This window comes from Paracoccus sp. MKU1, assembly GCF_001447385.1.
Classification (GTDB): Bacteria; Pseudomonadota; Alphaproteobacteria; order Rhodobacterales; family Rhodobacteraceae; genus Paracoccus.
Genome location: NZ_LLWQ01000215.1, coordinates 161,210 through 183,689, shown reverse-complemented (window position 1 = coordinate 183,689; position 22,480 = coordinate 161,210). Strand labels below are relative to the sequence as shown.

Sequence of the window (22,480 nt, the reverse complement as noted above, 5' to 3'; positions counted from 1 at the left end):
GTTCAGCCCCTTACCAGCCGGCTGCGCGCGTGGTCGGACAGCCGGTCGATGGCGACGATGGCCACGAACAGCAGCAGGAAGATCGCCACCACCTGGTCATAGCGGCCCGTGCCCCATTGCATCGCCAGCTTCAGGTCGTAGCCGATGCCGCCCGAGCCGACGAAGCCCAGGATGGCGCTGGCGCGCAGGTTGATCTCGAAGCGCATCAGCGCATAGGACAGCCAGTTCGGCGCGACCTGCGGCAGCACGCCCAGCCCGACCTGCTGGCCCCAGCCGGCGCCGACCGAGGCCAGCCCCTCGACCGGCTTCAGGTCGGCATTCTCGGCCACTTCGGAAAACAGCTTGCCGAGCGCGCCGGCAGTATGCAGCGAGATGGCGATCACCGCCGGCACCGGCCCGCCGCCCAGGATATAGATCAGCACCAGTGCGATCACGATCTCGGGCACGGCGCGCAGCGCGTCCATCAGCCGGCGGAACAGCCCGGTCAGCCGCGGCCAGCGCGCCAGCCCGCGCGTGGACAGTAGCGCCAGCCCCATCGCCATCAGCCCGCCCAAAAGCGTCGAGACCGCGGCGATGTTCAGCGTCTCGACCAGCGAGGGCAGGTGCTTCGCCAGCAGGCCCGGCAGGTTCGCGCGCTTCTGCCAGGCCTCGGCCAACACCTCGGAGGGGAAGGCCAGCACCATCGGCAGCCCGTCGACGAAGCCGCCGGCATTGCGGCTTTCGGCCAGCCGGAACCCCGCCGCCATCATGGCGACGAAGATCACCAGCAACAGCCCGCCGTAAAGCCGGCGGCGGCGGGCCAGTTCCAGATAGGCATCGCGGATATGGTCCGGGGCAGGGGCGGCCATGAGAGTCCTGCGGCTGAAATGCGAAGGCCGCGCCCCGGCACGGGGACGCGGCCGGGAAGAGGCGCTTACTGCGCCGTTTCTTGCAGCTTGCGCGCGGCGACCACGCCCAGATAGGCGTCATGCGTCACCGGCACGAAATCCTTGGCCTCGCCATGGGCGACGCCATAGGCGCAGGCCTTGTCGGTCTCGTGCAGGTCGGCGGTCAGTTTCGTGACCTTGTCCTTGACCTCCTGCGGCAGGGCCTTGCGCAGCACCATCGGCCCTTCCGGGATCAGCTTGGACTTCCAGATCTCGACCAGGTCGTTCATCTCGACCAGCCCGGCATCGGCGGCCTTGCGGAAGGCGCCCGAGTTATAGCCATCCTCCCAGTCGCCCAGGCCGTCGGCCCAGCTGACGCCGGCGTCGAAATCGCCGTTGGCCACGCCGATGATGGCCTGTTCATGCCCGCCGGCGAAACGGACCTGGCCGAAGAAATCCTCCAGCTTGCCGTGGGTCTCGGCCAGTTCGGCGCCCGGCACCAGATAGCCCGAGGTCGAGTTCGGCTCGGCAAAGGCGAAGGACTTGCCCCTGGCATCCTCGATCGAGGCGATGCCGCTGTCCTTGCGCGCGAAGCCGATGGCGTAATAGCCGGTCGAGCCGTCCATGTTCTGCTTGGTCAGCACCGGCTCGACCGCCTCGGCATCAGTCAGGTGAATCTTGGCATAGCCCGAGGCGCCCAGCCAGGCCATGTCCAGCGTGCCGCCCAGCAGGCCCTGGATGACGCCGTCGTAATCGGCGGGGGTGAAGACCTTGACCGGCACGCCCAGCTCGGCCTCGATGGCGGCGCGATAGCATTCGTTCGAGGTCATGCGGTCCTGCGCGTTCTCGCCGCCCATGATGCCGAGATTGAAGCCGGTGATCGGCTGGGCGGTGGCGGCAGAGGTGAGGGCGGTGGCGGCGGCAAGCGCCAGGGCAAGCGGTTTCATGGTCTCTCCATGGGTTGCAGTATGGCAGGGCCGTCAGGCCATCAGCCGCGCGGCATAGGCCGCATCGGCCGTGGCGTCGGCGGGGATCGCGGTCGAGGTCGCGGCCTCGTTGAAGCTGTGGTCGGCGCCATAGATGTCGCGGGCGACGCCGGTCGAAAGCTGCGCGGGCGTGCCGTCGAAGACGATGCGGCCGTCGCGCATGCCGATCACCCGGTCGCAATAGCGCCGCGCCGTGTCCAGCGTGTGCAGGTTGGCGATGACCATGCGCCCGTCCTCGACATTGATGCGCTTGAGCGTGTCCATGACGATCTGCGCGTTCATCGGGTCGAGGCTGGCGATGGGCTCGTCGGCCAGGATGATCCGGGGGTCCTGCATCAGCGCCCGGGCGATGGCGACGCGCTGCTGCTGGCCGCCCGACAGCGCCTCGGCCCGCTTGGGGGCCTGTTCGGCGATGCCCAGCCGGTCGAGGATCTCCAGCGCCCGCAGGATGTCGGCGCGCGGCCACAGGTTGAACAGCGTGGCCAGCACCGGCCGGCGGTTCAGCAACCCGTGCAGCACGTTCGAGACCACGTCCATGCGCGGCACCAGGTTGAACTGCTGGAAGATCATCGCGCATTGGCTTTGCCAGGCCCGGCGGTCGCGGCCGCGCAGCGCCAGGATGTCGCGCCCGTCCACGCAGATCCGCCCGGCCGAGGCGTCGGTCAGCCGGTTCATCATGCGCAGGAAGGTCGATTTGCCCGCCCCCGAGCGGCCGATGATGCCGACGAAGGCCGGACCGTCCACGGAAAAACTGATGTCGTCCACCGCCGCACGCCCGGAAAAGACGCGGGTGACGTTCTGAACTGCAAGCAAGGCGACCCTCCATGAGCGGTTGGGGCGCTGATAGCCGGCATCGGTGACGGAAATGGCTCAATCCGATGAAGCTTTCTTGACGCCCGCCGCACCACCCGCCTGCCTTTCCCGAGCGTTTTTCACAGGACGCAAAATCGAAACCCGAGTGTTCGGATCGGGAACGGAACACCAAGCAAATCTGTCAATTATATGTTTTTACAGGATTATTTATTGACCTGCCGCGAATCGCCCTCTATATCGGGGCCAAGGTCGCCAGCCAGCCGCAATGCCAGCCAGCCACCACAGCAACAGCCAGCCAGACAGGAGAAACAGCCATGACGAAAACCGCTTGCAGCGCCTGTGCGTTCTATGAGGATCACGTCGCCAACTCCGCCAGCACGCTTTCCGATTCCGGCCTGTGCCGCGCCAACCCGCCCGTCAACCAGACGGATGCGGACACCCGGGGCTATTGGCCGGTGGTCAAGTCGAACGATTGGTGCGGGCAGTTCGCCACCACCTTCGCAGCCGAGTGATCGGCCGGCGCCTTGGCGCCCCAAGGCAGCCTTCGGGCTGCCTTTTGCGTTTAGGGGACAGGATCGTCAGAGGCTGGCGGCGAAGCCTTGCAGGAACTTGCGCAACTGCTCGCGCGTCTTGTCGCCGGTCAGGTTGCCCTGATCGTCGAAGACCGACCCCGCGCGCGACACCATCAGCCGCCCCTCGGTCCACAGCGCGGCCTTGAGCGTGCGCAGCACCGGCAGCCAGTGATTCTGCGCCAGGATGGTGCCGAACCCGCCGGGCGAGGCGCCGATCACCGCCACCGGCTTGCCCACGAACATCGCCAGCCCCTCGCCGCGCGACATCCAGTCCACGGCGTTCTTGAACACGCCCGGCACGCCGTTATTGTATTCCGGCGTCACCAGCAGCAGCCCGTCCGCCGCGGCAAGCTGCGATTGCAGGACGCGCACCGGCTCGGGCAGGCCCGTTGCGGCTTCGAGATCGCCGTCGTAAAGCGGCACCTCGCGGATCGAGCCGATCTGGATCCGCACATCCTCGGGCGCCAGGTCGGCCGCCGCCCGCAGCAGCCCGGCATTGAACGAGGCGCGGCGCAGACTGCCGCTGAGGCCCAGGATTGTCTTGGTCATCGGTGCTTTCCTTTCCTGCCTGCCAATGATTACGCGGAACGACTCGGCTGTCGCTCAACGTCGCGGGCCCGGGAATCGACGCCATGCCCGACAAGATTTTTACGCCATGTCCCGATATTGCACGCCGCTCTCGGTGACGATGGCGGCCAGCCGGATGTCATGGGGCTGCGGATAGATCGTCTCCAGTCGCGCCGCCTGCAAGCCGGTGCCGATCGCCAACGGGTGCCGCGCGGCCAGCGTGCGGTCGAAATAGCCGCCGCCATAGCCCAGCCGATAACCTGCGCCGTCCCAGCCGACCAGCGGGGCCAGCACCACCTCGGGCTCGACCGTTTCGGCGCAGGCCGGGACCGGGATGTTCCAATGCCCCCGCCGCATCGCCGCGCCGGGCTGCCAGGGGCGAAAGACCAGCGGGCTGGCCGGTTGCTCGACCACCGGCAGGGCCGGGATGGCGCCCCGCTCATGCAGGCGGGCCAGCCAGGGGCGCAGGTCGGGCTCGGACCGGATCGGCCAATAGCCAGCGATCACCCTGCCCCGGAGATCGGGCAATCGCTCGGCCAGCAGGGCATCCAGCGCCTGGCCGATGGCCGCGGCAATGGCCTGCCGCTCGGCGATGCTCAGGCCCGCGCGGCGGGCCAGCAATTCCTCGCGCCGGGCCTTGCGCCAGCGCGCCACGTCGCGGGCCTGCTGCGCATCGACGGCCAGCGGGTCGAAGTAGTCCGGCGCGATCCGCGCGGCAAGGCAGGGCGGCGAGGCAAAGCCGTCCTCGTCGTCCCGGCCGATCCCGCCCGATCCGGCGGTGGGAGGCTGCATTCTGGTCATGCGCGGCACGATAGCACGGAGCGCGGCGCCGCCAAAACCCGCGCGCAGGAATCGGCGTGACAGCGCGTCGCGCAGCGGTTATGGATGGCGCATGTCGCATCGAATGCCCTGCACCGTTTCGTTTTATTGGTTCCGCTGTCCCCAGCGGAGCCGGGTGTAGCGCGAACCAAGCGATACTGACCCCCAAGCCGCTGGCCCAAGACCGGCGGCTTTTTCAGTTCCACGCGCTTCCGGTCCGGCCTCTTGCAGAAAGTAGAGAGCCATGCCCGTCCAGACCGAGAACCTGCATATCGCCGCCCTGCGCCCCCTGCCCGCCCCGGCCGCCCTGGCCGCATCCCTGCCGCGGGACAAGGCGGTGTCGCGCACCGTCGCCGACAGCCGCGCCGCCATCCGCGCCATCCTGGCCGGCCGCGACGACCGGTTGCTGGTCGTCGCCGGCCCCTGCTCGATCCATGACGCGCCGGCGGCGCTGGATTACGCCGCACGCCTGGCCGAGCTGCGCCGCGCGCTGTCCGACCGGCTGGAAATCGTCATGCGGGTCTATTTCGAAAAGCCGCGCACGACCGTCGGCTGGAAGGGGCTGATCAACGACCCGCATCTGGACGGCTCGGACCGGATCGAGGACGGGCTGCCCCTGGCCCGCCGGCTGCTTCTGGACATCAACCGCATGGGCCTGCCGGCGGCGACCGAATTCCTGGACCCGATCCTGCCGCAATATTTCGCCGATCTGATCGCCTGGGGCGCGATCGGCGCGCGCACCACGGAAAGCCAGATCCACCGCCAGCTGGCCTCGGGCCTGTCCTGCCCGGTGGGGTTCAAGAACGGCACCGACGGCGGGGTGCAGGTGGCGCTGGACGCGATCCGCTCGGCGGCGCGGCCGCACAGCTTTCCGGCGATCACCGCCGAGGGGCGCGCAGCCATCGCCACCACCACCGGCAACGATGCCTGCCATGTCGTGCTGCGCGGCGGCCATGACGGGCCGAATTACGGCGCCGGGCATGTCGCGGCGGTGGCGGCGGCCGCGGCCAAGGCGGGGGTCGATCCCGGCATCGTCATCGATGCAAGCCACGCCAACAGCGGCAAGGATCCGGCGCGTCAGGCCGCCGTCATCGCCGATGTCGCCGCGCAGATCCGCGCGGGTGCGCCCGGCATTCGCGGCGTGATGCTGGAAAGCAATCTGGTCGCGGGGCGCCAGGACCTGCTGCCGGGCCAGGCGCCGACCTATGGCCAAAGCATCACCGACGGTTGCCTGGGCTGGCAGGACAGCCGCGGGCTGCTGCTGGACCTGGCCGAAGCCGCCGCCATGCGCCTGCGCCGCGCCGCCTGAAACGGTGGCCCGAGCGGGCCGCGCTTCAGCCGCGGATGCCGGTGGCGAACATCGGCCCGCCGCGCCAACGGGGAAAGCCGTAGCCGTGGATCTCGACCAGGTCGATGTCAGCGGGGGATTGCGCGATGCCCTCGTCCAGGATCGCCTGCCCCTCGGTCGCCATCTCGGCGACAAGGGCCTGGGCGATCTCCTCGCGGCTCATCGCCGGGCCGGGTGCGATTTGGCGGGCCAGCAGTTCGGCCACCGCCGCCGAGGGCTGCGGCCTGCGTTCGCCCGGGGCATAGTCATACCAGCCGCCGCCGGTCTTTTGCCCCTTGCGGCCGGCGCGCACCAGGATGTCGCCCAGCGTCTCGGGCACGTCCTGCCCCGCCGCCCGGGCGCCCTCGCGTTGCAGGAAGGCGATGTCGAGCCCGCCCAGATCCTGCGCCTCGAACGGGCCCATGGCAAAGCCGTAACCGCGCATGGCGGCGTCGATTTCGGCGATCGGCACGCCCTTGCGGACCAGCGCCTCGACCGCGGCGCGATAGCGTTTCAGGATGCGGTTGCCGATGAAGCCCTCGCAGATGCCGGCGCGGACCGGGATCTTCTTCAGCGCCCGGGCCAGCGCGAAGCCGGTGGCCAGCGTGCGATCCGAGGTTTCCGGCACCGGCACGATCTCCAAGAGCTTCATCACATTGGCCGGGCTGAAGAAATGCAGGCCGATGAAGCGGCCGGGATCGGGCAGCCCCTCGGCGATGGCGCGCGGGTCGAGATAGGAAGTGTTGGTCGCCAGCACCGCATCCGGGCGGCAGACCCGGGCGAGTTGCTCGAACACGGCGCGCTTGACGCCGATTTCCTCGAACACCGCCTCGATGACCAGATCGGCATCGGCCAGCGCGGCGTAGTCGGTCGTCCCGGTGACGCCGGCCAGCCGGTCGGCGGCCTGCGCCTCGGAGAGCTTGCCGCGCTTGACCCCGCCCGCGAAGATGCCGCGCAGGTTGGCCATGCCGCGCGCCACCGCCTCGTCGTCGCGCTCGACCAGCACCACCGGCAGGCCGGCGTCGCGCAGGGCGGCGGCGATTCCCGCGCCCATGGTGCCGCCGCCGATCACCGCCGTGCGGCGCAGGGGCAAGGGTTCCACGTCGCGCAGGGCGGCCGGGCGCGGCGCGGCGCGCTCGGCGAAGAAGACATGGCGCAGCGCCGCCGCCTGTTCCGAGCCGCGCAGGTCCAGAAAGGTCGCGCGCTCGAAAGCCATGGCCTCGGCAAAATCCGCCTCGGTCGCCTTGCGCAGGCAGGCCAGCGCCCGCAGCGGCGCAGCGGCGCCCTTTGACGCCTTGGCCACGGCTTTTTCCTGCTCGGCCCAGAACGCAGGGTCCGGCGCGGCGACGGGACGGGCCGAGACCGGCGCGGGCAGCGACCGCGTCAGCGCCTGCCGCGCGAAGGCGACGGCGCCTTCCAGCAGGTCGCCCTGGATCACCGCATCGACCAGCCCGGCCTCGGCGGCTTTCGCCGCGCGCATGGGCCGGCCCGAAGTGACCAGATCGACCGCCAGCGCCGCCCCGGCCAGGCGCGGTGTGCGCACCGTGCCCGAGGCGCCGGGAACGATGCCGAGGCTTACCTCGGGCAGGCCGACCGAGGCGTCGGGCGCGGCGACCCGGAACCGGCAGCCCATCGCCACCTCGAACCCGCCGCCAAGCGCCGAGCCATGGATGGCCGCGACCCAGGGCTTCTGCGCGGCCTCGATGCGGTCCACCAGGTCGGGCAGGTGCGGCGGCTGCGGCGGCTTGCCGAACTCGGTCACGTCGGCCCCGGCGATGAAGGTGCGGCCGGCGCAGACCAGCACCACCGCCGCGACCTGCGGGTCCGCGTCCAGCGTGGCGACGGCATCCCACAGCCCCTGCCGCAGCGCCTGGCTCAGCGCGTTGACGGGCGGGTTGTCCACGGTGACGGTGGCGATTTCCCCTTGGCGGGCGATGGTTACGGTCATGTCCTCATATCCCCAGATAGGCTTCGCGGATGCGCGGATCGGCGATCAGTTCCTCGGCCGGACCCTGCATGGTGATCTGGCCGGTTTCCATCACATAGCCGCGGTCGGCGATCTTCAAGGCGCCGAAGGCGTTCTGCTCGACCAGCAGCACGGTGACGCCAAGCGCCTTGAGCCCGCTGACCACGTCGAAGATCTGCTGGACGATGATCGGCGCCAGGCCCATCGAGGGCTCATCCAGAAGCAGGCAGGACGGCCGGCCCATCAGCGCCCGCGCCATGGCCAGCATCTGCTGCTGGCCGCCCGACAGCCCTCCGGCCGCCAGGTTGCGCTTTTCGCGCAGGATCGGGAACATCTGGAACGCGTCCTGCATGTCCTTCTCCACCCGGTCGTCGCTGTAGAGGAAGGCGCCGAGGCGCAGGTTCTCCTCGACCGTGAGGTTGGTGAAGATCTGCCGGCCCTCGGGCGATTGCGTCAGCCCGCGCGCCGGGCGGCGATGCGCCGGCACCCCGGCCAGCGGCTCGCCCCGGAAGGTGATCTGCCCGGCCGAGACCGGCTGCACCCCGGAAAGGCAGCGCAGCAGCGTGGTCTTGCCCGCGCCGTTGGCGCCGACCACGGTGACGATCTCGCCGGAATCGACATGCAGGTCGATGCCGTGCAAGACCTCGATGCGCCCATAGCGCGAGCGCAAGCCCTCAACCGTCAGCATCGGCACCCTCCTCGGTTCCCAGATAGGCGGCGATCACCGCCGGGTTGCGGCTGACCTCGGCCGGCGCGCCCTCGGCGATCTTCTCGCCATGGTCCAGCACCACGATATGGCTGGAAATGCGCATGACCATCTTCATGTCATGCTCGACCAGCAGGATGGCGGTGCCGGATGCCGCGACCTCGGCGATCAGGTGGTCGATCTCCTCGGTCTCGACGGCGTTGCAGCCGGCGGCGGGTTCGTCAAGCAGCAGCACCTTGGGCTTCATCGCCAACGCGCGGGCGATCTCCAGCCGCTTGAGCGAGCCATAGGACAGGTTCCCCGCCTCGCGGTCCGCGGCGCGTTCCAGCCCGACCCGGGCCAGCAGCTTGCGCGCCCCCGCGTCGGCCGCCCGCGCCCGGCGACGGGACGAGGGCAGATGCAGCAGGTCCGCCAGAACCGGCCCCTTTTCCTGCAAGTGAAAGCCCGAGATGGCGTTTTCCAGCACCGTCATGTTCTGAAAGATTTGCAGGTTCTGGAAGGTGCGCGACATGCCCCGCTGCGCCAGCCGGAACGGCGCCATGCCGGTCACGTCCTCGCCCTCCAGCACCACGCGGCCCGATCCGGGCTGATAGACGCCCGAGATCATGTTGAACAGCGTGGTCTTGCCGGCGCCGTTCGGGCCGATGACCGAGACGATCTCGCCCGGCTCGACCTTGAAGCTGACATCATGCACGGCCTTGATGCCGCCAAAGGCGATGCCCAGACCTTCGACCGAAAGCAGCGTCATTCGCCCCTCCCCCTCAGCTTGCGCAGGATCGAGGGCAGAAGCCCCTCCCGCAGGAAGATCATCACCAGCATCATCACCAGGCCGAGGACGAGTTGCTCATATTCGGCAAAGACGGTCAGCGCCTGCGGCAGCAGCGTCAGGATGCCGGCGCCGAAGATCGCCCCCAGCACCGATCCGGCGCCACCCAGAACGGCCATGGTCACCATCTCGATCGAATGCATGAAGCCGGCGACGTCGGGGGTGATGAACTTGTTCTGAAGCGCCACAAGCGAGCCTGCGACCGAGGCATAGACGGCCGAGATGACAAAGGCTTGCAGCTTGACCCTCGCCACGTCGATGCCGACCGTGCCGGCGGCGATTTCCGAGCCGTGCAGCGCCCGCAGCGCCCGGCCGCTGGGGCTCTGGTGCAGGTTCAGCGCGATCCAGGCGCCGATCAGCAGCACGAGGCCGCAGAAGAAATACCAGAACTCGCCGTTGGTCAGGTCCAGCCCCCAGTCCTTGAGCAGCCCGCGCAGGCCCAGTTCGGGCACCGCGATGCCGTCGGGGCCGCCGGTGAGCCGGCGTTCGTTGTTCAGCACCATCGAGACCAGGATGCCGAAGCCCAGCGTGGCCACGGCCAGGTAATAGCCCTTGAGCCGCAGGATCGGCCGGCCGACCAGATATGCCAGCACGCCCGAGATCACCGCGCCCAGCACCACGGCAAGCGAGGGATGCAGGCCCAGATGCGTCGGCGCCAGGGCGCAGGCATAGCCGCCGATGCCGGCGAAACCGGCATGGCCCAGGCTGATCTGCCCGGCATAGCCGGTCAGGATCACGATGCCGGTGACGGCCAGCCCATTGACGAAGATCAGCGCACCGATGCGATAGTAATAGCCCGAGGGAAAGAAAAAGGGCGTCACCGCGATCAGCGCGGCCAGCACCAGAAGCGTGGCGGATTTGGCGGTCAGTTTCGGCATCACACCCGCTCCGTCGATTTGCGGCCGAACAGGCCCTGCGGCATGAAGAACAGCACCAGCAGGATCACGACGAATGCCGCGGCCTCCTTGTAGGTCGAGGACAGGTAGCCCGCGGTCAGCGCCTCGATCAGCCCGATCAGGAAGCCGCCGGCCAGCGCGCCCTTGGGATTGCCCATGCCGCCCAGCATGGCGCCGGCAAAGCCCTTCAGCGCAAAGCCGATGCCGACGTTATAGGCGGTCAGCGTGATCGGCGTCGCCAGCACCCCGGCCAGCGCCCCGATCCCGGCCGAAAGCGCGAAGGACAGCGTCATGACGAAATTGGTGTTGATGCCGACCAGTTGCGCCGCCAGCCGGTTGTTCGAGGTCGCCAGCACCGCCCGGCCCAAGAGCGTGCGGGTGAAGAACAGCCACAGCCCGACGAAGACCAGCAGCGCGCCGCCGATCACCCACAGGCTTTGCGGCTGGATCGTCGCGCCGCCGATGCGCAGCGGCGTGTCGCCCGAAAAGGCCGGGAAGCTGTGGATCTGCTTGTCGAACACCAGCTGCGCCGCGCCCTGCAGAAAGACCGAGGCGCCGATGGTGATGATGATGAGCGACACGACCGGCGCGCCGCGCGCCGGCTCGATGGCCAGCTTGTTGATGGCCACCCCCAGCGCCGCGGTGGCGACGATGGCGATCAGCGCCGCCAGCGGCAGCGGCAGGCCGGCGGCATGGGCGAACCATGTGATCATGCCGCCCAGCATGACGAACTCGCCCTGGGCGAAGTTCACCACGTCCGAGGCGTTGTAGATGATCGTGAAACCAAGGGCGACCAGCGCATAGACCGCGCCCACCGTCAGCCCTGAAAACAGGAATTGCAGAAGTTCAGACATGCCGAGGCTCTCTGGCTGGGCTCTCCCGAGCGGGCGGAAGCGGTCCCCCTGCGGGGACCGCGCGGGTTCATTCGACGATGGACCAGCTGCCGTCCTTGACCTCCAGCATGCGGAAGGCCGACAGGTCCAGCCCCAGATGGTCCTCGGCGGACATGGTGTAGATGCCGGTCGTGCCCGCCAGCCCCGAGGTCTGCTCCAGCGCGTCGCGGATCGCCGCAGGCTCGGCCGAACCGGCGCGCGTCACCGCATCGACCAGCAGGGCGAAGCCGTCATGGGCATAGCCGCCGAAGGTGCCGACCGGCTCCTTGAACTTGGCCTCGAAGGCGGTCTTGTAGGCGGTCACCACCGGCTTTTGCGGATCGTCCTCGGCCAGCAGGTCTGCGACCAGCAGCGCCGTGCCGGGCAGGCGCACGCCCTCGGCGGCCTGCTGGCCGGCCAGCTCGATGAATCCGTCCGAGGCGACGCCATGCGACTGGTAGAGCGGCAGCTCGATGCCGAGCTGGCGATAGTTGCGGGTGACGATGGACGGGCCCTGGCCGAAGCCGGGATTCAGCACCGCCTGCACGCCCTCGGTGTTGCGGATCTTGGTCAGCTGCGCCGTCATGTCGGCGTCCCTGGGGTCGTAGGTCTCGTCCGCGGCGATCTCGATGCCGTATTCGCCGACCACGTCCTTGCACTGCGCCTGCATCGAGGCGCCGAAGCCGTCCGTGCCCGAGATCATGCCGATCTTCTGAATGCCGTTCTTCTGCATGTCCTCGAAGATCTTCTGGCAGGCCATGCGGTCGGTATGCGGGGTCTTGAAGGTAAAGGGCTTGACCGGCTGGATGATGTCGATGGCGCCGGCCAGCGAGATGAAGGGGATCTCGGCATCCTCGGCCACGGCCAGGATCGACATCGAGGTGCCGGTGGTGGTGCCGCCGATGATGGCCTGCACCTCGTCGTCCTCGATCAGGCGGGTGGCGAAGGTGCGCGCCTTGTTGGCGTCGCCGCCGTCGTCATAGAGCACCAGCTCGACCTGCTCGCCGTTGATGCCGCCCTTGGCGTTCAGCTCCTCGACCAGCATCTCCAGCGTCTTGGCCTCGGGGTCGCCGAGGAAGGCGGCGGGGCCGGTCGCGGAAACCGAGGCGCCGATCTTGATCTCGGCACTGGCGGCCCCGGCCAGGCCAAGCGCGATCAGCGCGGCCGGAACGGTCGTCGTCAGGATCTTTTTCATGGTTCGTCTCCTCCCAGAGAACTAGTTGACTTGGGTCAGGTCAGGCCGCCACCGGCCGGCGCCACATGGCGCGCCGGAACCGGCTGGCGACGAAGGCGGTGTCGGTCAGGCAGGCATTGCCGGCCGGGTTGGTGCCGGTGACGTGGAAATCGCTGAAGGCCGCCGATTGGTTGACGTAGATGTTGCCGGTCAGGTTCACGGACAGGTTCACCCCGGCCGCGGCAAAGGCCTGCGCGGCGCGGGCGATGCGCGCTTCGTCCCGGTCGTAGAGCGCGGCGGTGATCGCGCCCTTGCGCCGCGCCAGATCGGCGGCGCGGGCGATGGCGGCATCGGCATCCTTGACCGCGATGACGAAGGCGATGGGGCCGAAGCATTCCTGCTCGCAGGCCGGATCGCCGTCCCGCATCGCCAGGAGCAGCGGGGTCGCGGTGCGCCCCTGCCCCAGCGGCGCCGAATCGCGCAGCACCCGGCCCAGCCCGCGCGCCTGCTGCACCCGCTCCAGCGTCGCGGGGTTGGCGATGGCGCCGCAGATGCCCGCGGCCCGGGCCTGATCGGCCAGCAATGCGTCGACGGCACCGGCCAGCGCCAGCCCGACCTCGTCGAAGCTCTTGCGGCCCTGGTCGGTGTCGATGCCGCCTTCCGGGACATAGATGTTCTGCGGTGCGGTGCACATCTGCCCGGAATAAAGCGCCAGCGAGAAGGCCAGATTGGCGCAGAGGCCGGCGAAATCGTCGGTGGCGGCGATGGTGACGGTGTTGACCCCCGCCTCCTCGGTGAACAGCTGCGCCTGCCGCGCGTGGCTGCGCAACCAGTCGCCGAAGGCGCCGGAGCCGGTATAGTCGATCAGCCGCACCGCCGGATGGGTCGCAAGTTCCTGCGTGATCTCGGCCCCGCGCTCATCCACGGCCAGCAGCACCGAATCGGCAGGCAGCCCGGCCTCGGCCAGCACCTCGCGCAAGACCCGCACGGTCAGCGCCAGCGGCAGGATGGCGGCGGGATGCGGCTTGACGATCACCGGATTGCCGGTAGCCAGGCTGGCGAAGATGCCGGAATAGCTGTTCCAGGTCGGGAAGGTGTTGCAGCCGATCGCCAGCGACAGGCCCGCCGGCACGATCGACCAATGCTTTTCCAGCAGGATCGGCGCCGCCTTGCCCTGCGGCTTTTCCCAGCGCGCCTGCGGGGCGAATCGGGTCATCTCGTCCCAGGCCATCGCCACCGCCTCGAGCCCGCGGTCCTGCGCATGCGGCCCGCCCGCCTGGAAGGCCATGGCAAAGGCCTGGCCGGTGGTGTGCATCGTGGCCTGGCCGATCAGGAAGCTCATGCGGTTGAGCCGCACCAGCGCCTCGAGGCAGACGCCCACCCGCGCCTCGGGGCTAGCCGATGCCAGCGCCGGCTGCGCCGCCTGGGCCGCCGCGATCAGCGTTGCGGCATCCGCGGCCGGATAGGTGATCCCCAAGGCCCCACCAAAGGGCGAGACCTCGCCGCCCAGCAGCCGCTGATTCGGATGGCCGGGCAGGTCGAAGGCGGCATGGCGCAGCGCCTCGAACCCGGTCTCGCCGTCCTCGCGCGCGGTTTCACCATAGATCTTGCCGCTTGGAATCTCGGGAAACGGGCTCCAGAATGTGCGTTGGCGGACAGCGTCCAGCGCGGCATCCAGCATCGGTCGATGGCGGTCGAAAAATTCTGTCACGGCGTTCCCCCTCACCTTGCCAGATTATCATTGACCGGCCGGTCGGTTTATGCAACAAAAATTTTCAGGGAGCCCCGAAAGCCCGGGGCAAGGGAGTCTTACCGATGACGGAAACCGTCCTGACGGCCTTGGCCGATGGCGTGCTGACGCTGACGCTCAATCGCCCCGACAAGCTGAATTCCTTCAACGAAGAAATGCATCTGGCGCTGCGCGCCGGAATCCAGCGCGCCCATGACGATGCGGCGGTGCGCGCGGTGCTGCTGACCGGCGCCGGGCGCGGCTTTTGCGCCGGGCAGGACCTGGGCGACCGCGACCCGCGCAAGGGCGGTCCCGCCCCCGATCTGGGCCAGACGCTGGAGACCTTCTACAACCCGACGCTGCGGCTGATTCGGGCGCTGGAAAAGCCGGTGGTCTGCGCGGTCAATGGCGTCGCGGCCGGGGCCGGGGCCAATATCGCCTTCGCCTGCGACATCGTGCTGGCGGCGAAATCGGCAAAGTTCATCCAGGCCTTCTCGAAGATCGGGCTGATCCCCGATGCGGGCGGCACCTTCAGCCTGACCCGCATCCTGGGCGAGCCGCGCGCCAAGGCGCTGACCATGACGGCCGAGCCGCTGAGCGCCGAAAAGGCCGCCGAATGGGGCCTGATCTGGAAGGCCGTCCCGGACGAGGCGCTGATGGACGAAGCCCAGGCGCTGGCCGCCACTCTTGCCGCGGGTCCGACGCTGGGGCTGGGGCTGACCAAGCGGCTGATCCAGGCGGCCGCCACCAACAGCCTTGACGAACAGCTGGACATGGAGCGCGACTGCCAGCGACAGGCGGGCCGCAGCGCCGATTATGCCGAGGGCGTCACCGCCTTCCTGGAAAAGCGCAAGCCGGAGTTCAGCGGACAATGAAGGACGCATCCATGAAACCCGTTTCGCAGATGACCCCGCAGGAACTGGCCGAAGCCTCGGCCAAGGCGATGTGGAACGACGATTCCGCCAGCCAGCGGCTGGGCATGAGCCTGGACCATATCGCGCCGGGCGAGGCGACGCTGTCCATGACCATCACCGAGGCCATGTCGAACGGCCACGGCAATTGCCATGGCGGCTATATCTTCACCCTCGCCGACAGCGCCTTCGCCTTTGCCTGCAACAGCTACAACCAGCTGGTGGTCGCGCAGCATTGCTCGGTCACCTATCTGCTGCCGGGCCGCATCGGCGACCGGCTGACGGCCGCCGCGCGCGAGGTCTCGCGCCGTGGCCGCTCGGGCATCTACGACATCCGCATCACCAACCAGGACGGCCAGCACGTGGCCGAGTTCCGCGGCCATTCCCGCACCGTCAAAGGCACCCATCTGCCGGTCGAATCCTAACCGCAACCCATCGCAAGGGGAGGAATCCATGCATCCATTGGCGCCCGAAAAGAAAGAGCTGGACCCGATCGAGATTGCTTCGCGCGACGAGATCGAGGCCCTGCAATTCCACCGCATGAAGCGGTCGCTGAAGCACGCCTTCGAGAATTCGCCCTTCTATCGCAACCGCTTCATCGAGCACGACGTCCATCCCGAGGACCTCAAATCGCTCAAGGACATTGCGAAGTTCCCCTTCACCACCAAGCAGGACCTGCGCGACACCTATCCCTTCGGCATGTTCGCGGTGCCGCAGTCCAAGCTGGTGCGTATCCACGGCTCGTCCGGCACCACCGGCAAGCCGACCGTCGTGGGCTATACCCAGGCCGACATCGACCATTGGGCGAACCTGATCGCGCGCTCGATCCGCGCCGCCGGCGGCCGGCCGGGCGACATCCTGCACAATGCCTATGGCTACGGGCTGTTCACCGGCGGGCTTGGCGCGCATTACGGGGCCGAGCGGCTGGGCTGCACGGTGGTGCCGATCTCGGGCGGCATGACCGAACGGCAGGTGACGCTGATCGACGATTTCAAGCCGCGCATCATCATGGTGACGCCCAGCTACATGCTGTCGATCCTGGACGAGTTCCGCCGCCAGGGCCTTGACCCGCGGGAATCCTCGCTGAAGATCGGCATCTTCGGCGCCGAGCCCTGGACCAACGCCATGCGTCAGGAGATCGAGGAGGCGTTCGACATGCACGCCGTCGATATCTATGGCCTCAGCGAGGTCATGGGCCCCGGCGTGGCCATGGAATGCGTCGAGACCAAGGACGGGCTGCATATCTGGGAAGATCATTTCTACCCCGAGATCATCGACCCGGTGACGGGCGAGGTGCTGCCCGACGGCGAGATCGGCGAGCTGGTCTTTACCACGCTGACCAAGGAAGGGCTGCCGATGGTGCGCTATCGCACCCGCGACCTGACTCGCCTGCTGCCCGGCACCGCGCGCTCCATGCGCCGGATCGAGAAGATCACCGGCCGCAGCGACGACATGATCATCCTGCGCGGCGTCAACGTCTTCCCGACCCAGATCGAGGAGCAGATCCTGAAATGCCAGGGGCTCGCGCCGCATTTCCAGATCGAGCTGAGCCGCTCGGGCCGCATGGACAGCATGACCGTGCATGTCGAATGCGCCCCCGACATGACCGACGATGCCGCCCGCGCCCAGTCCGCCAAGGAACTGGCGCATCACATCAAGAGCGTCGTCGGCGTCTCGACCCGGGTCGAGGTCAAGGATCCCAACAGCATCGCCCGTTCGGAAGGCAAGGCGAAACGGGTGCTTGACAACCGGCCCAAGACATGATGCCGCATCGCGGCAACCAATATGACACGCGGTCGCAAACCCGCTAAGTCGTTAGGGGGCCATGTGCCCCCTTGTTTTCCTCGCCTCTCGACCGCGGGCGAACAAATGATCTGATGAGGATGGCATGGCTCGGACACGGGCAGTGGATTTCGAGGAAAAGCAGCGCGGCCTTCTGGACAAGGCGGCCGAGGTCTTTGCCGATCTGGGCATGGAAAAGGCATCCATGGCGCAGATCGCCGCGCATAGCCAGGTGTCCAAGGCGCTGCTCTACCACTATTATCCCAGCAAGGACGCACTGATCTTTGCCATCATCATCACCCATCTGGAAGAGCTCGAAGCCGCCCTCGAAGAAGCGGACGATCCCGGCCTGCCGCCGCAGCAGCGGCTGCGCCGGCTGGTGGGCACGGTGCTGGACCGCTATCGCGGTGCGGACAACCAGCACAAGGTGCAGCTGAACGCCACCCCGGCCCTGGGCGACGAGCAGAAGGCCGAGATCCTGGGCGTCGAGCGGCGCATCGTCAAGCGCTTCGCCGCCGTGCTGCGCGAGATCAACCCGGCGCTGGACGATCCGCAGCGCCCCCTGCTGACCCCGGTCACCATGTCGCTGTTCGGCATGATGAACTGGGTCTACATGTGGTTCCGCGACGGCGGCCGCATCACCCGTGAGGATTACGCCGACGTGGCGACGACCCTGATCCTGGAGGGGATCAAGGCGGTGCGGTAATGCCGCGACGCGGCGGTCCTCGACGGAGTGCCCCGCGAAGCGCAGGCGGAAGTCCCGGTGACGGGCAGCCGACCGGAAACGAAGCGATCATGCAGACCGTGCCTAGGCAATTCGAGCAGGTACCCGCCGCGCTGGCGTCCTTGCGAAACATCCTCGGCGATGCGCTGCTTGCAGCCTATCTGCATGGATCGGCGGCTTCGGGCCAGCACCGGCCGCAAAGCGACATCGATCTTCTGGCCGTCGTGGATCGCGCCTTGTCCGAAGGTCAGCGCAGCGACTTGCTGGCAGCCCTGCTGCGTCTTTCCGGCCGCCACCCCGCCGCGCCGGGCGGTCCGCGCTGCCTTGAGGTGATGATATTCCGCCGCTCCGACCTCGCAGAGCCTGCTTCTTGGGACCGGGCGGAGTTCGTCTATGGCGAGTGGTTGCGGGAGGCGTTCGAAAGCGGCAGCAAGGCGATGCCGGCGCGTGATCCCGAACATATCCTGCTTCTCGCACAGGCGCGCGAAGAGGCTATTCCCCTGCTCGGCCCGGGCGCGGACCAGCTTCTGCCCGCGTTTCCCCCGACCCGTCTTCGACAGGCCATGCGCGACATGCTTCCGGCCCTGCTGGCCGGTTTGCACGGGGATGAGCGGAACGTCCTGCTGACGCTTGCCCGGATGTGGCATACGGCGAGCACCGGACAGTTCGCCTCCAAGCAGGCCGCCGCCCTCTGGGCAAAGCGGCGAATCCGGGGGCGGGAAGCTGCGACGCTGGACCATGCGCGGCAAGCCCATCTCGGCGAGATCGCCGATGACTGGAGCAGCAGGTCCGACGCTGCGCAGCGATTGGCCGCGCATCTGGAAAGGCGGATTGCCGGGGAACTGGGAATTTCCGAGGGGTCCTGACCAGCTGCTGGCCGGTCCGGGCTTTCGCAGGTGCGGGCAGGGACGATCCCGAAGCACCGCCCTGCCCTTCCGCTTATTCCGCCGCCTGCGCCAGCGGCCACTCCTTGGCCACCATGGTCAGCACGTCGTATTGCGCCACGACCTCGCCCTTCTGGTTGGTGACCTGGCAATCCCAGCGCACCTCGCCATGGCCGGCATTCTCGCGCGGGTTGATCTCCTTGCAGGTCAGCCGCACTTGCAGCGTGTCGCCGAAATAGACCGGGGTCAGGAAACGCAGGTTGTCCACGCCGTAATTGGCCAGAACCGGACCCGGATTCGGCTCGACGAACAGGCCCGCCGCGAAACTGGCGATCAGGTAGCCATGCGCGACGCGGTCGTCGAAGAACGGGTTCGCCTTGGCCGCCGCCTCGTCCATATGGGCATAGAAGGTGTCGCCGGTGAAATGGGCGAAATGCTCGACATCCTCGCGGGTGACGGTGCGCTTGGTCGTGACCAGCTGATCGCCGATGCGCAGCTCGGCCAGCGACTTGCGGAAGGGGTGGATGCCCTGCTGCGCATCGGCGCCCTCGATCCAGCGGCCGGTGACTGCGGACAGCAGCCGCGGCGCGCCCTGCACCGCCGTGCGCTGCATGTAATGCTTGACGCCGCGGATGCCGCCCATCTCCTCGCCGCCGCCGGCGCGGCCCGGCCCGCCATGGACCAGCGGCGCCAGGGGCGAGCCATGGCCGGTCGAGGACTTGGCCGAGGCGCGGTTGCCGATCATCACCCGGCCATGCCAGGGCGCCACGCCCAGGACCAGCTCCTCGGCGACCTTGGGATCGTCGGTAAAGACCGACGTGACCAGCGAGCCCTTGCCCAGCCGTGCCAGCGCCACCGCCTCGTCCAGGTCGTCATAGGGCATGACCGTGGACACGGGACCGAATGCCTCGACCTCATGCACCGCCGCCGCCTCGAAGGGCTTGGCCGCATACATCAGCACCGGGTTCAGGAAGGCGCCCTGCGCGGCATCGCCCGAGGTCACGCGCACTGCGTCCGGGTCGCCGGCCACGATCTCGGCCGCCGCCTGCAAGTCGCGGATGCGCTCGCGTACCTCCTCGCGCTGGTCGAGGCTCGCGAGCGGACCCATGCGCACCCCCTCGTCGCCCGGCAGGCCAAGCGCGGTCTTGCCCAGCCGCTCGTCCAGCGCGGCGACCAGCGCATCGACCTGGGCGCGGGGCGCGATGACGCGGCGGATGGCAGTGCATTTCTGCCCGGCCTTGACCGTCATCTCGCGCGCGACTTCCTTGACGAACAGGTCGAACTCGGGCGTGCCCGCCACCGCGTCCGGGCCCAGGATCGAGGCGTTCAGGCTGTCCGCCTCCATGGTGAAGCGCACGGAATTGGCGACGATCGCCGGATGGGTCTTGAGCTTGCGCCCGGTCCAGGCCGAGCCGGTGAAGGTCACGGCGTCCTGTTCGGTCACATGGTCCAGAAGATCCCCGACCGAGCCGCAGATCAGTTGCAGCGCGCCTTCCGGCAGGATGCCGGTCTCGACGATGCGGCGCACCATCAGCTCGGTCAGATAGGCGGTCTGGCTGGCGGGTTTCACCAGGCAGGGCACGCCGGCCAGAAGCGTCGGCGCGATCTTTTCCAGCATCCCCCAGATCGGGAAGTTGAAGGCGTTGATATGCACCGCCACGCCATGCAGCGGCGTCAGGATATGCTGGGCGCTGAAGCTGCCGTCCTTGGACAGCGGCTCGACATCGCCATCGGTCAGCACGCGGGTGTTGGGCAATTCGCGCCGGCCCTTGGAGGCATAGGTCAGCATGGTGCCGATGCCGCCCTCGATATCGACCCAGCCGTCGGTGCGGGTGGCGCCGGTATGCAGGCTCTCGGCGTAGAATTCCTCTTTCTGCGCCATCAGCGCCAGGCCCAGGGCCTTGAGCATGCCGGCGCGTTCGTGGAAGGACATGGCGCGCAGCTTCGGCCCGGCCACGTCGCGGCCATGGGCCAGCGCGGCGGCAAAGTCGATCCCGGTCGAATCGATCACGGCCACCGGCTCGCCGGTGGCGGCGTCCAGCAGGGTCTGGCCTTGCTGGCTGCCGGGGGTCCAGCGGCCGCAGACATAGCTTTCAAGACGGCGCGGAGTGGTCATGGGCGTTTCCTTGGTCAGTCTTTGTTTCGTCAGGCGGCAAGCCGCGCCCCAGGGGACGCGGCGATGACGCCGATTAGAGGCCAAGCGCGGCCAGATGTTCCGAGGCCAGCGCCTCCCAGCGGGCCAGCAGCGCCTCGTTCGGGCTGTGGCGCAGGCCGAAGCGCGCCAGCGTATCGTAGCGCGCCGAATGGGTCAGGCCGAAGCCCGCCGCAACGCGGGGCCGCCAATAGGCGACCGCGGCGCGGGCTTCCTCGCGCCCCTCTTCGGTCGCGGCGATCTGCTCCAGCCCCTCAAGACCCAGCTCGGCGTGACGCGCCTCGCGCGGGGCGATCTCGCGGAACACCTCGGCCAGCGGACCGTAGGAGACGCGGGTCAGTTCGGTCATCTGCACCCCGGTCGCCAGCCCTTGCAGCACGTTCATCACCACCGCATCGGTCCAGCCGGTGACGGGATAGTGAAACACCGACAGCCGCATGTCGCCGGGCCGGCGCGCGGTACCCAGATCGGCATCGCGCTCGACCCGCGCGGCCCAGTCGTGGCTGGTCTGGTAGCGCGCGACATCGGTGCCGAACTCGCCCATCACCCGCAGCACGCGCTCGGCATGGTCGGCCTTTTCCAGCGTGATGCGGCTGGCGGCGATGCGTTCCTTGATGCCGGGGGCAAAGTTGATCGCATTGGCAAAGCCGGCCGAGGCGGCAAGCTCGCTGTCGACAAAGGACGACATCAGCCGCAAAAGCTCGCCGCGATAGCGGGCGGGCACGTTGCCGGGCGCGGTCAGAACGCCGCCCTGCGCCAGATAGTCCTCGATATTCATGGTGTCGGACATCGGTTCCTCCCCTGCGCCCTGATCATTCGTCATAGGTGACGACCACGCGGTCGCTGATCGGATAGGCCTGACAGCTCAGCACATAGCCGGCGCGGACCTCGTAATCCTCCAGCGCGTGGTTCACCGCCATCTCGACCTCGCCTTCCAGCACCTTGCAGCGGCAGGTCGAGCAGACGCCCGCCTTGCAGGAATAGGGCGCATCCAGGGCATTGGCGATGGCGGCGTCCAGGATCGTCTCGCCCTGGCGCGGCATCTGGAAATTGCGGGTGGCGCCGTCCAGCGTCACGGTGGCGGCCACGCCCTCGCCGGCCTTGATCGCCTCGCGCGAGACGGGACGGATCCTGGCCCGGCCGGGCTGGCTGCTGGCGAACAGCTCGAACTTGATCTGCTCGTCGCGCAGCCCATGGTCGCGCAAGGACGCGGCGACGGTCAGCATCATCGGCTCGGGCCCGCAGATGAAGGCGGTGTCCACGGCCTTGGCGTCCAGCCAGTGCTGGAACAGCGCCGTCATCTTCTCGGCATCGATGCGGCCGGTGAACAGGTCGATCTCCTGCCCCTCCTGCTCCAGCACATGGATGACCGCGAACCGGCCGAGATAGAGGTTCTTCAGATCCTCCAGCTCCTCGCGGAACATGATGCTGTTGATCTGGCGGTTGGCATAGACCAGCGTGAACTGCGAGCGCGGCTCGCGCGCCAGCACGGTCTTGATGATCGACAGGACCGGGGTGATGCCCGATCCGGCGGCAAAGCCCAGATACTGCTTTTCGGCCTCGGGCTCGATCGGGGTAAAGAACTTGCCCATCGGCGGCATCGCCTCGATCTCGTCGCCCGGCGCCAGGTTCTCGTTCACCCAGGTGCTGAAAGCCCCGCCATCGACGCGCTTGATGCCGACGCGCAGCATGCCCTCGTCCTTGCCGGCGCAGATCGAATAAGAGCGGCGCAGCTCCTCGCCGTCGAAGTCGCGGCGAAAGGTCAGGTATTGGCCTTGGGTAAAGTCGAACAGCGCGCGGTCCTCGTCGCGGGGCGCAAGGGTGACGACCACCGCGTCGCGCGTCTCGCGCTTCACGTCGGTGACCTTCAGCGGGTGGAAGCGTGCCATGTGGGTATCCTTCCTGAAG

The 22,480-nt window shown here is 68.3% G+C and carries 22 protein-coding genes; 7 read left to right on the top strand and 15 right to left on the bottom strand.

Translation table 11 applies throughout. From position 1 onward, the window contains the following. Window positions 1–2: 2 nt before the first annotated feature. The 3 genes from phnE to phnC form a co-directional block, all read right to left on the bottom strand. Window positions 3–848: a phosphonate ABC transporter, permease protein PhnE gene (phnE, locus tag AQY21_RS23580; protein ID WP_058100019.1), complete on the bottom strand. Its 846-nt coding sequence runs from the start codon at window positions 846–848 to the stop codon at window positions 3–5. A gap of 65 nt (window positions 849–913) precedes the next feature. Next, complete coding sequence (phnD, locus tag AQY21_RS23575) at window positions 914–1,813, bottom strand: phosphonate ABC transporter substrate-binding protein (protein WP_058100018.1); 900 nt, start codon at window positions 1,811–1,813, stop codon at window positions 914–916. Window positions 1,814–1,846: 33 nt separating this feature from the next. Then, entirely contained in the window at window positions 1,847–2,665 is an 819-nt protein-coding gene (gene phnC, locus AQY21_RS23570) for a phosphonate ABC transporter ATP-binding protein (protein ID WP_058100017.1), read from the bottom strand. Between the two features lie 314 nt (window positions 2,666–2,979). Between phnC and AQY21_RS23565 the strand changes: the two genes are divergently transcribed. Then, the gene (locus tag AQY21_RS23565; RefSeq protein ID WP_058100016.1) at window positions 2,980–3,177 is read left to right on the top strand and encodes a hypothetical protein; all 198 of its coding nucleotides are present in this window, start codon (window positions 2,980–2,982) and stop codon (window positions 3,175–3,177) included. Window positions 3,178–3,243: 66 nt separating this feature from the next. Here the strand turns inward: AQY21_RS23565 and AQY21_RS23560 are convergent, their stop codons facing one another. Beyond that, complete coding sequence (locus AQY21_RS23560) at window positions 3,244–3,786, bottom strand: NADPH-dependent FMN reductase (RefSeq protein ID WP_058100015.1); 543 nt, start codon at window positions 3,784–3,786, stop codon at window positions 3,244–3,246. 99 nt (window positions 3,787–3,885) lie between these two features. Beyond that, window positions 3,886–4,605 carry a 5-formyltetrahydrofolate cyclo-ligase gene (locus AQY21_RS23555; protein ID WP_058100014.1) on the bottom strand — a complete coding sequence of 240 codons (720 nt, stop codon included), beginning with the start codon at window positions 4,603–4,605 and terminating at the stop codon, window positions 3,886–3,888. A gap of 262 nt (window positions 4,606–4,867) precedes the next feature. Between AQY21_RS23555 and AQY21_RS23550 the strand changes: the two genes are divergently transcribed. Then, window positions 4,868–5,932: a 3-deoxy-7-phosphoheptulonate synthase gene (locus AQY21_RS23550; RefSeq protein ID WP_058100013.1), complete on the top strand. Its 1,065-nt coding sequence runs from the start codon at window positions 4,868–4,870 to the stop codon at window positions 5,930–5,932. 25 nt (window positions 5,933–5,957) lie between these two features. Here AQY21_RS23550 and AQY21_RS23545 read toward each other — a convergent pair whose 3' ends face one another. The 7 genes from AQY21_RS23545 to paaN form a co-directional block, all read right to left on the bottom strand. After that, window positions 5,958–7,898: a 3-hydroxyacyl-CoA dehydrogenase NAD-binding domain-containing protein gene (locus AQY21_RS23545; protein ID WP_058100012.1), complete on the bottom strand. Its 1,941-nt coding sequence runs from the start codon at window positions 7,896–7,898 to the stop codon at window positions 5,958–5,960. Between the two features lie 4 nt (window positions 7,899–7,902). Beyond that, the gene (locus AQY21_RS23540) at window positions 7,903–8,604 is read right to left on the bottom strand and encodes an ABC transporter ATP-binding protein (RefSeq protein WP_058100011.1); all 702 of its coding nucleotides are present in this window, start codon (window positions 8,602–8,604) and stop codon (window positions 7,903–7,905) included. After that, window positions 8,591–9,370, bottom strand: coding sequence for an ABC transporter ATP-binding protein (locus tag AQY21_RS23535; RefSeq protein ID WP_058100010.1), 780 nt, complete (start codon window positions 9,368–9,370; stop codon window positions 8,591–8,593). Before AQY21_RS23535 ends, AQY21_RS23540 begins: the two co-directional genes overlap by 14 nt. Further along, window positions 9,367–10,326 (bottom strand): branched-chain amino acid ABC transporter permease, encoded by a 960-nt coding sequence (locus tag AQY21_RS23530; RefSeq protein WP_058100009.1) that lies wholly within the window; start codon window positions 10,324–10,326, stop codon window positions 9,367–9,369. Before AQY21_RS23530 ends, AQY21_RS23535 begins: the two co-directional genes overlap by 4 nt. Then, window positions 10,326–11,198: a branched-chain amino acid ABC transporter permease gene (locus AQY21_RS23525; RefSeq protein ID WP_058100008.1), complete on the bottom strand. Its 873-nt coding sequence runs from the start codon at window positions 11,196–11,198 to the stop codon at window positions 10,326–10,328. Before AQY21_RS23525 ends, AQY21_RS23530 begins: the two co-directional genes overlap by 1 nt. A 67-nt stretch (window positions 11,199–11,265) precedes the next feature. Next, on the bottom strand, window positions 11,266–12,411 hold the full coding sequence (locus AQY21_RS23520) for an ABC transporter substrate-binding protein (protein ID WP_058100007.1): 1,146 nt from the start codon (window positions 12,409–12,411) through the stop codon (window positions 11,266–11,268). 40 nt (window positions 12,412–12,451) lie between these two features. Then, on the bottom strand, window positions 12,452–14,101 hold the full coding sequence (gene paaN, locus AQY21_RS23515; protein ID WP_082658246.1) for a phenylacetic acid degradation protein PaaN: 1,650 nt from the start codon (window positions 14,099–14,101) through the stop codon (window positions 12,452–12,454). 104 nt (window positions 14,102–14,205) lie between these two features. Here paaN and paaG point away from each other — a divergent pair, with 104 nt between their 5' ends. From paaG to AQY21_RS23490, 5 genes are all read left to right on the top strand, one after another. Beyond that, window positions 14,206–14,994: a 2-(1,2-epoxy-1,2-dihydrophenyl)acetyl-CoA isomerase PaaG gene (gene paaG, locus AQY21_RS23510; RefSeq protein ID WP_058100005.1), complete on the top strand. Its 789-nt coding sequence runs from the start codon at window positions 14,206–14,208 to the stop codon at window positions 14,992–14,994. 29 nt (window positions 14,995–15,023) lie between these two features. Further along, the gene (paaI, locus tag AQY21_RS23505; protein WP_238986890.1) at window positions 15,024–15,455 is read left to right on the top strand and encodes a hydroxyphenylacetyl-CoA thioesterase PaaI; all 432 of its coding nucleotides are present in this window, start codon (window positions 15,024–15,026) and stop codon (window positions 15,453–15,455) included. A gap of 28 nt (window positions 15,456–15,483) precedes the next feature. Further along, window positions 15,484–16,794 carry a phenylacetate--CoA ligase PaaK gene (gene paaK, locus AQY21_RS23500; protein WP_058100003.1) on the top strand — a complete coding sequence of 437 codons (1,311 nt, stop codon included), beginning with the start codon at window positions 15,484–15,486 and terminating at the stop codon, window positions 16,792–16,794. A gap of 124 nt (window positions 16,795–16,918) precedes the next feature. Next, entirely contained in the window at window positions 16,919–17,518 is a 600-nt protein-coding gene (locus AQY21_RS23495) for a TetR/AcrR family transcriptional regulator (protein WP_058100002.1), read from the top strand. Window positions 17,519–17,607: 89 nt separating this feature from the next. Continuing rightward, on the top strand, window positions 17,608–18,402 hold the full coding sequence (locus AQY21_RS23490; RefSeq protein ID WP_058100001.1) for an aminoglycoside adenylyltransferase domain-containing protein: 795 nt from the start codon (window positions 17,608–17,610) through the stop codon (window positions 18,400–18,402). A gap of 73 nt (window positions 18,403–18,475) precedes the next feature. Here AQY21_RS23490 and paaZ read toward each other — a convergent pair whose 3' ends face one another. The 3 genes from paaZ to paaE form a co-directional block, all read right to left on the bottom strand. Continuing rightward, window positions 18,476–20,536: a phenylacetic acid degradation bifunctional protein PaaZ gene (gene paaZ, locus AQY21_RS23485; protein WP_058100000.1), complete on the bottom strand. Its 2,061-nt coding sequence runs from the start codon at window positions 20,534–20,536 to the stop codon at window positions 18,476–18,478. Window positions 20,537–20,609: 73 nt separating this feature from the next. Then, entirely contained in the window at window positions 20,610–21,362 is a 753-nt protein-coding gene (locus AQY21_RS23480) for a Phenylacetic acid catabolic protein (RefSeq protein ID WP_058099999.1), read from the bottom strand. Between the two features lie 22 nt (window positions 21,363–21,384). Further along, window positions 21,385–22,461 (bottom strand): 1,2-phenylacetyl-CoA epoxidase subunit PaaE, encoded by a 1,077-nt coding sequence (paaE, locus tag AQY21_RS23475; RefSeq protein WP_058099998.1) that lies wholly within the window; start codon window positions 22,459–22,461, stop codon window positions 21,385–21,387. Window positions 22,462–22,480 lie beyond the last annotated feature (19 nt).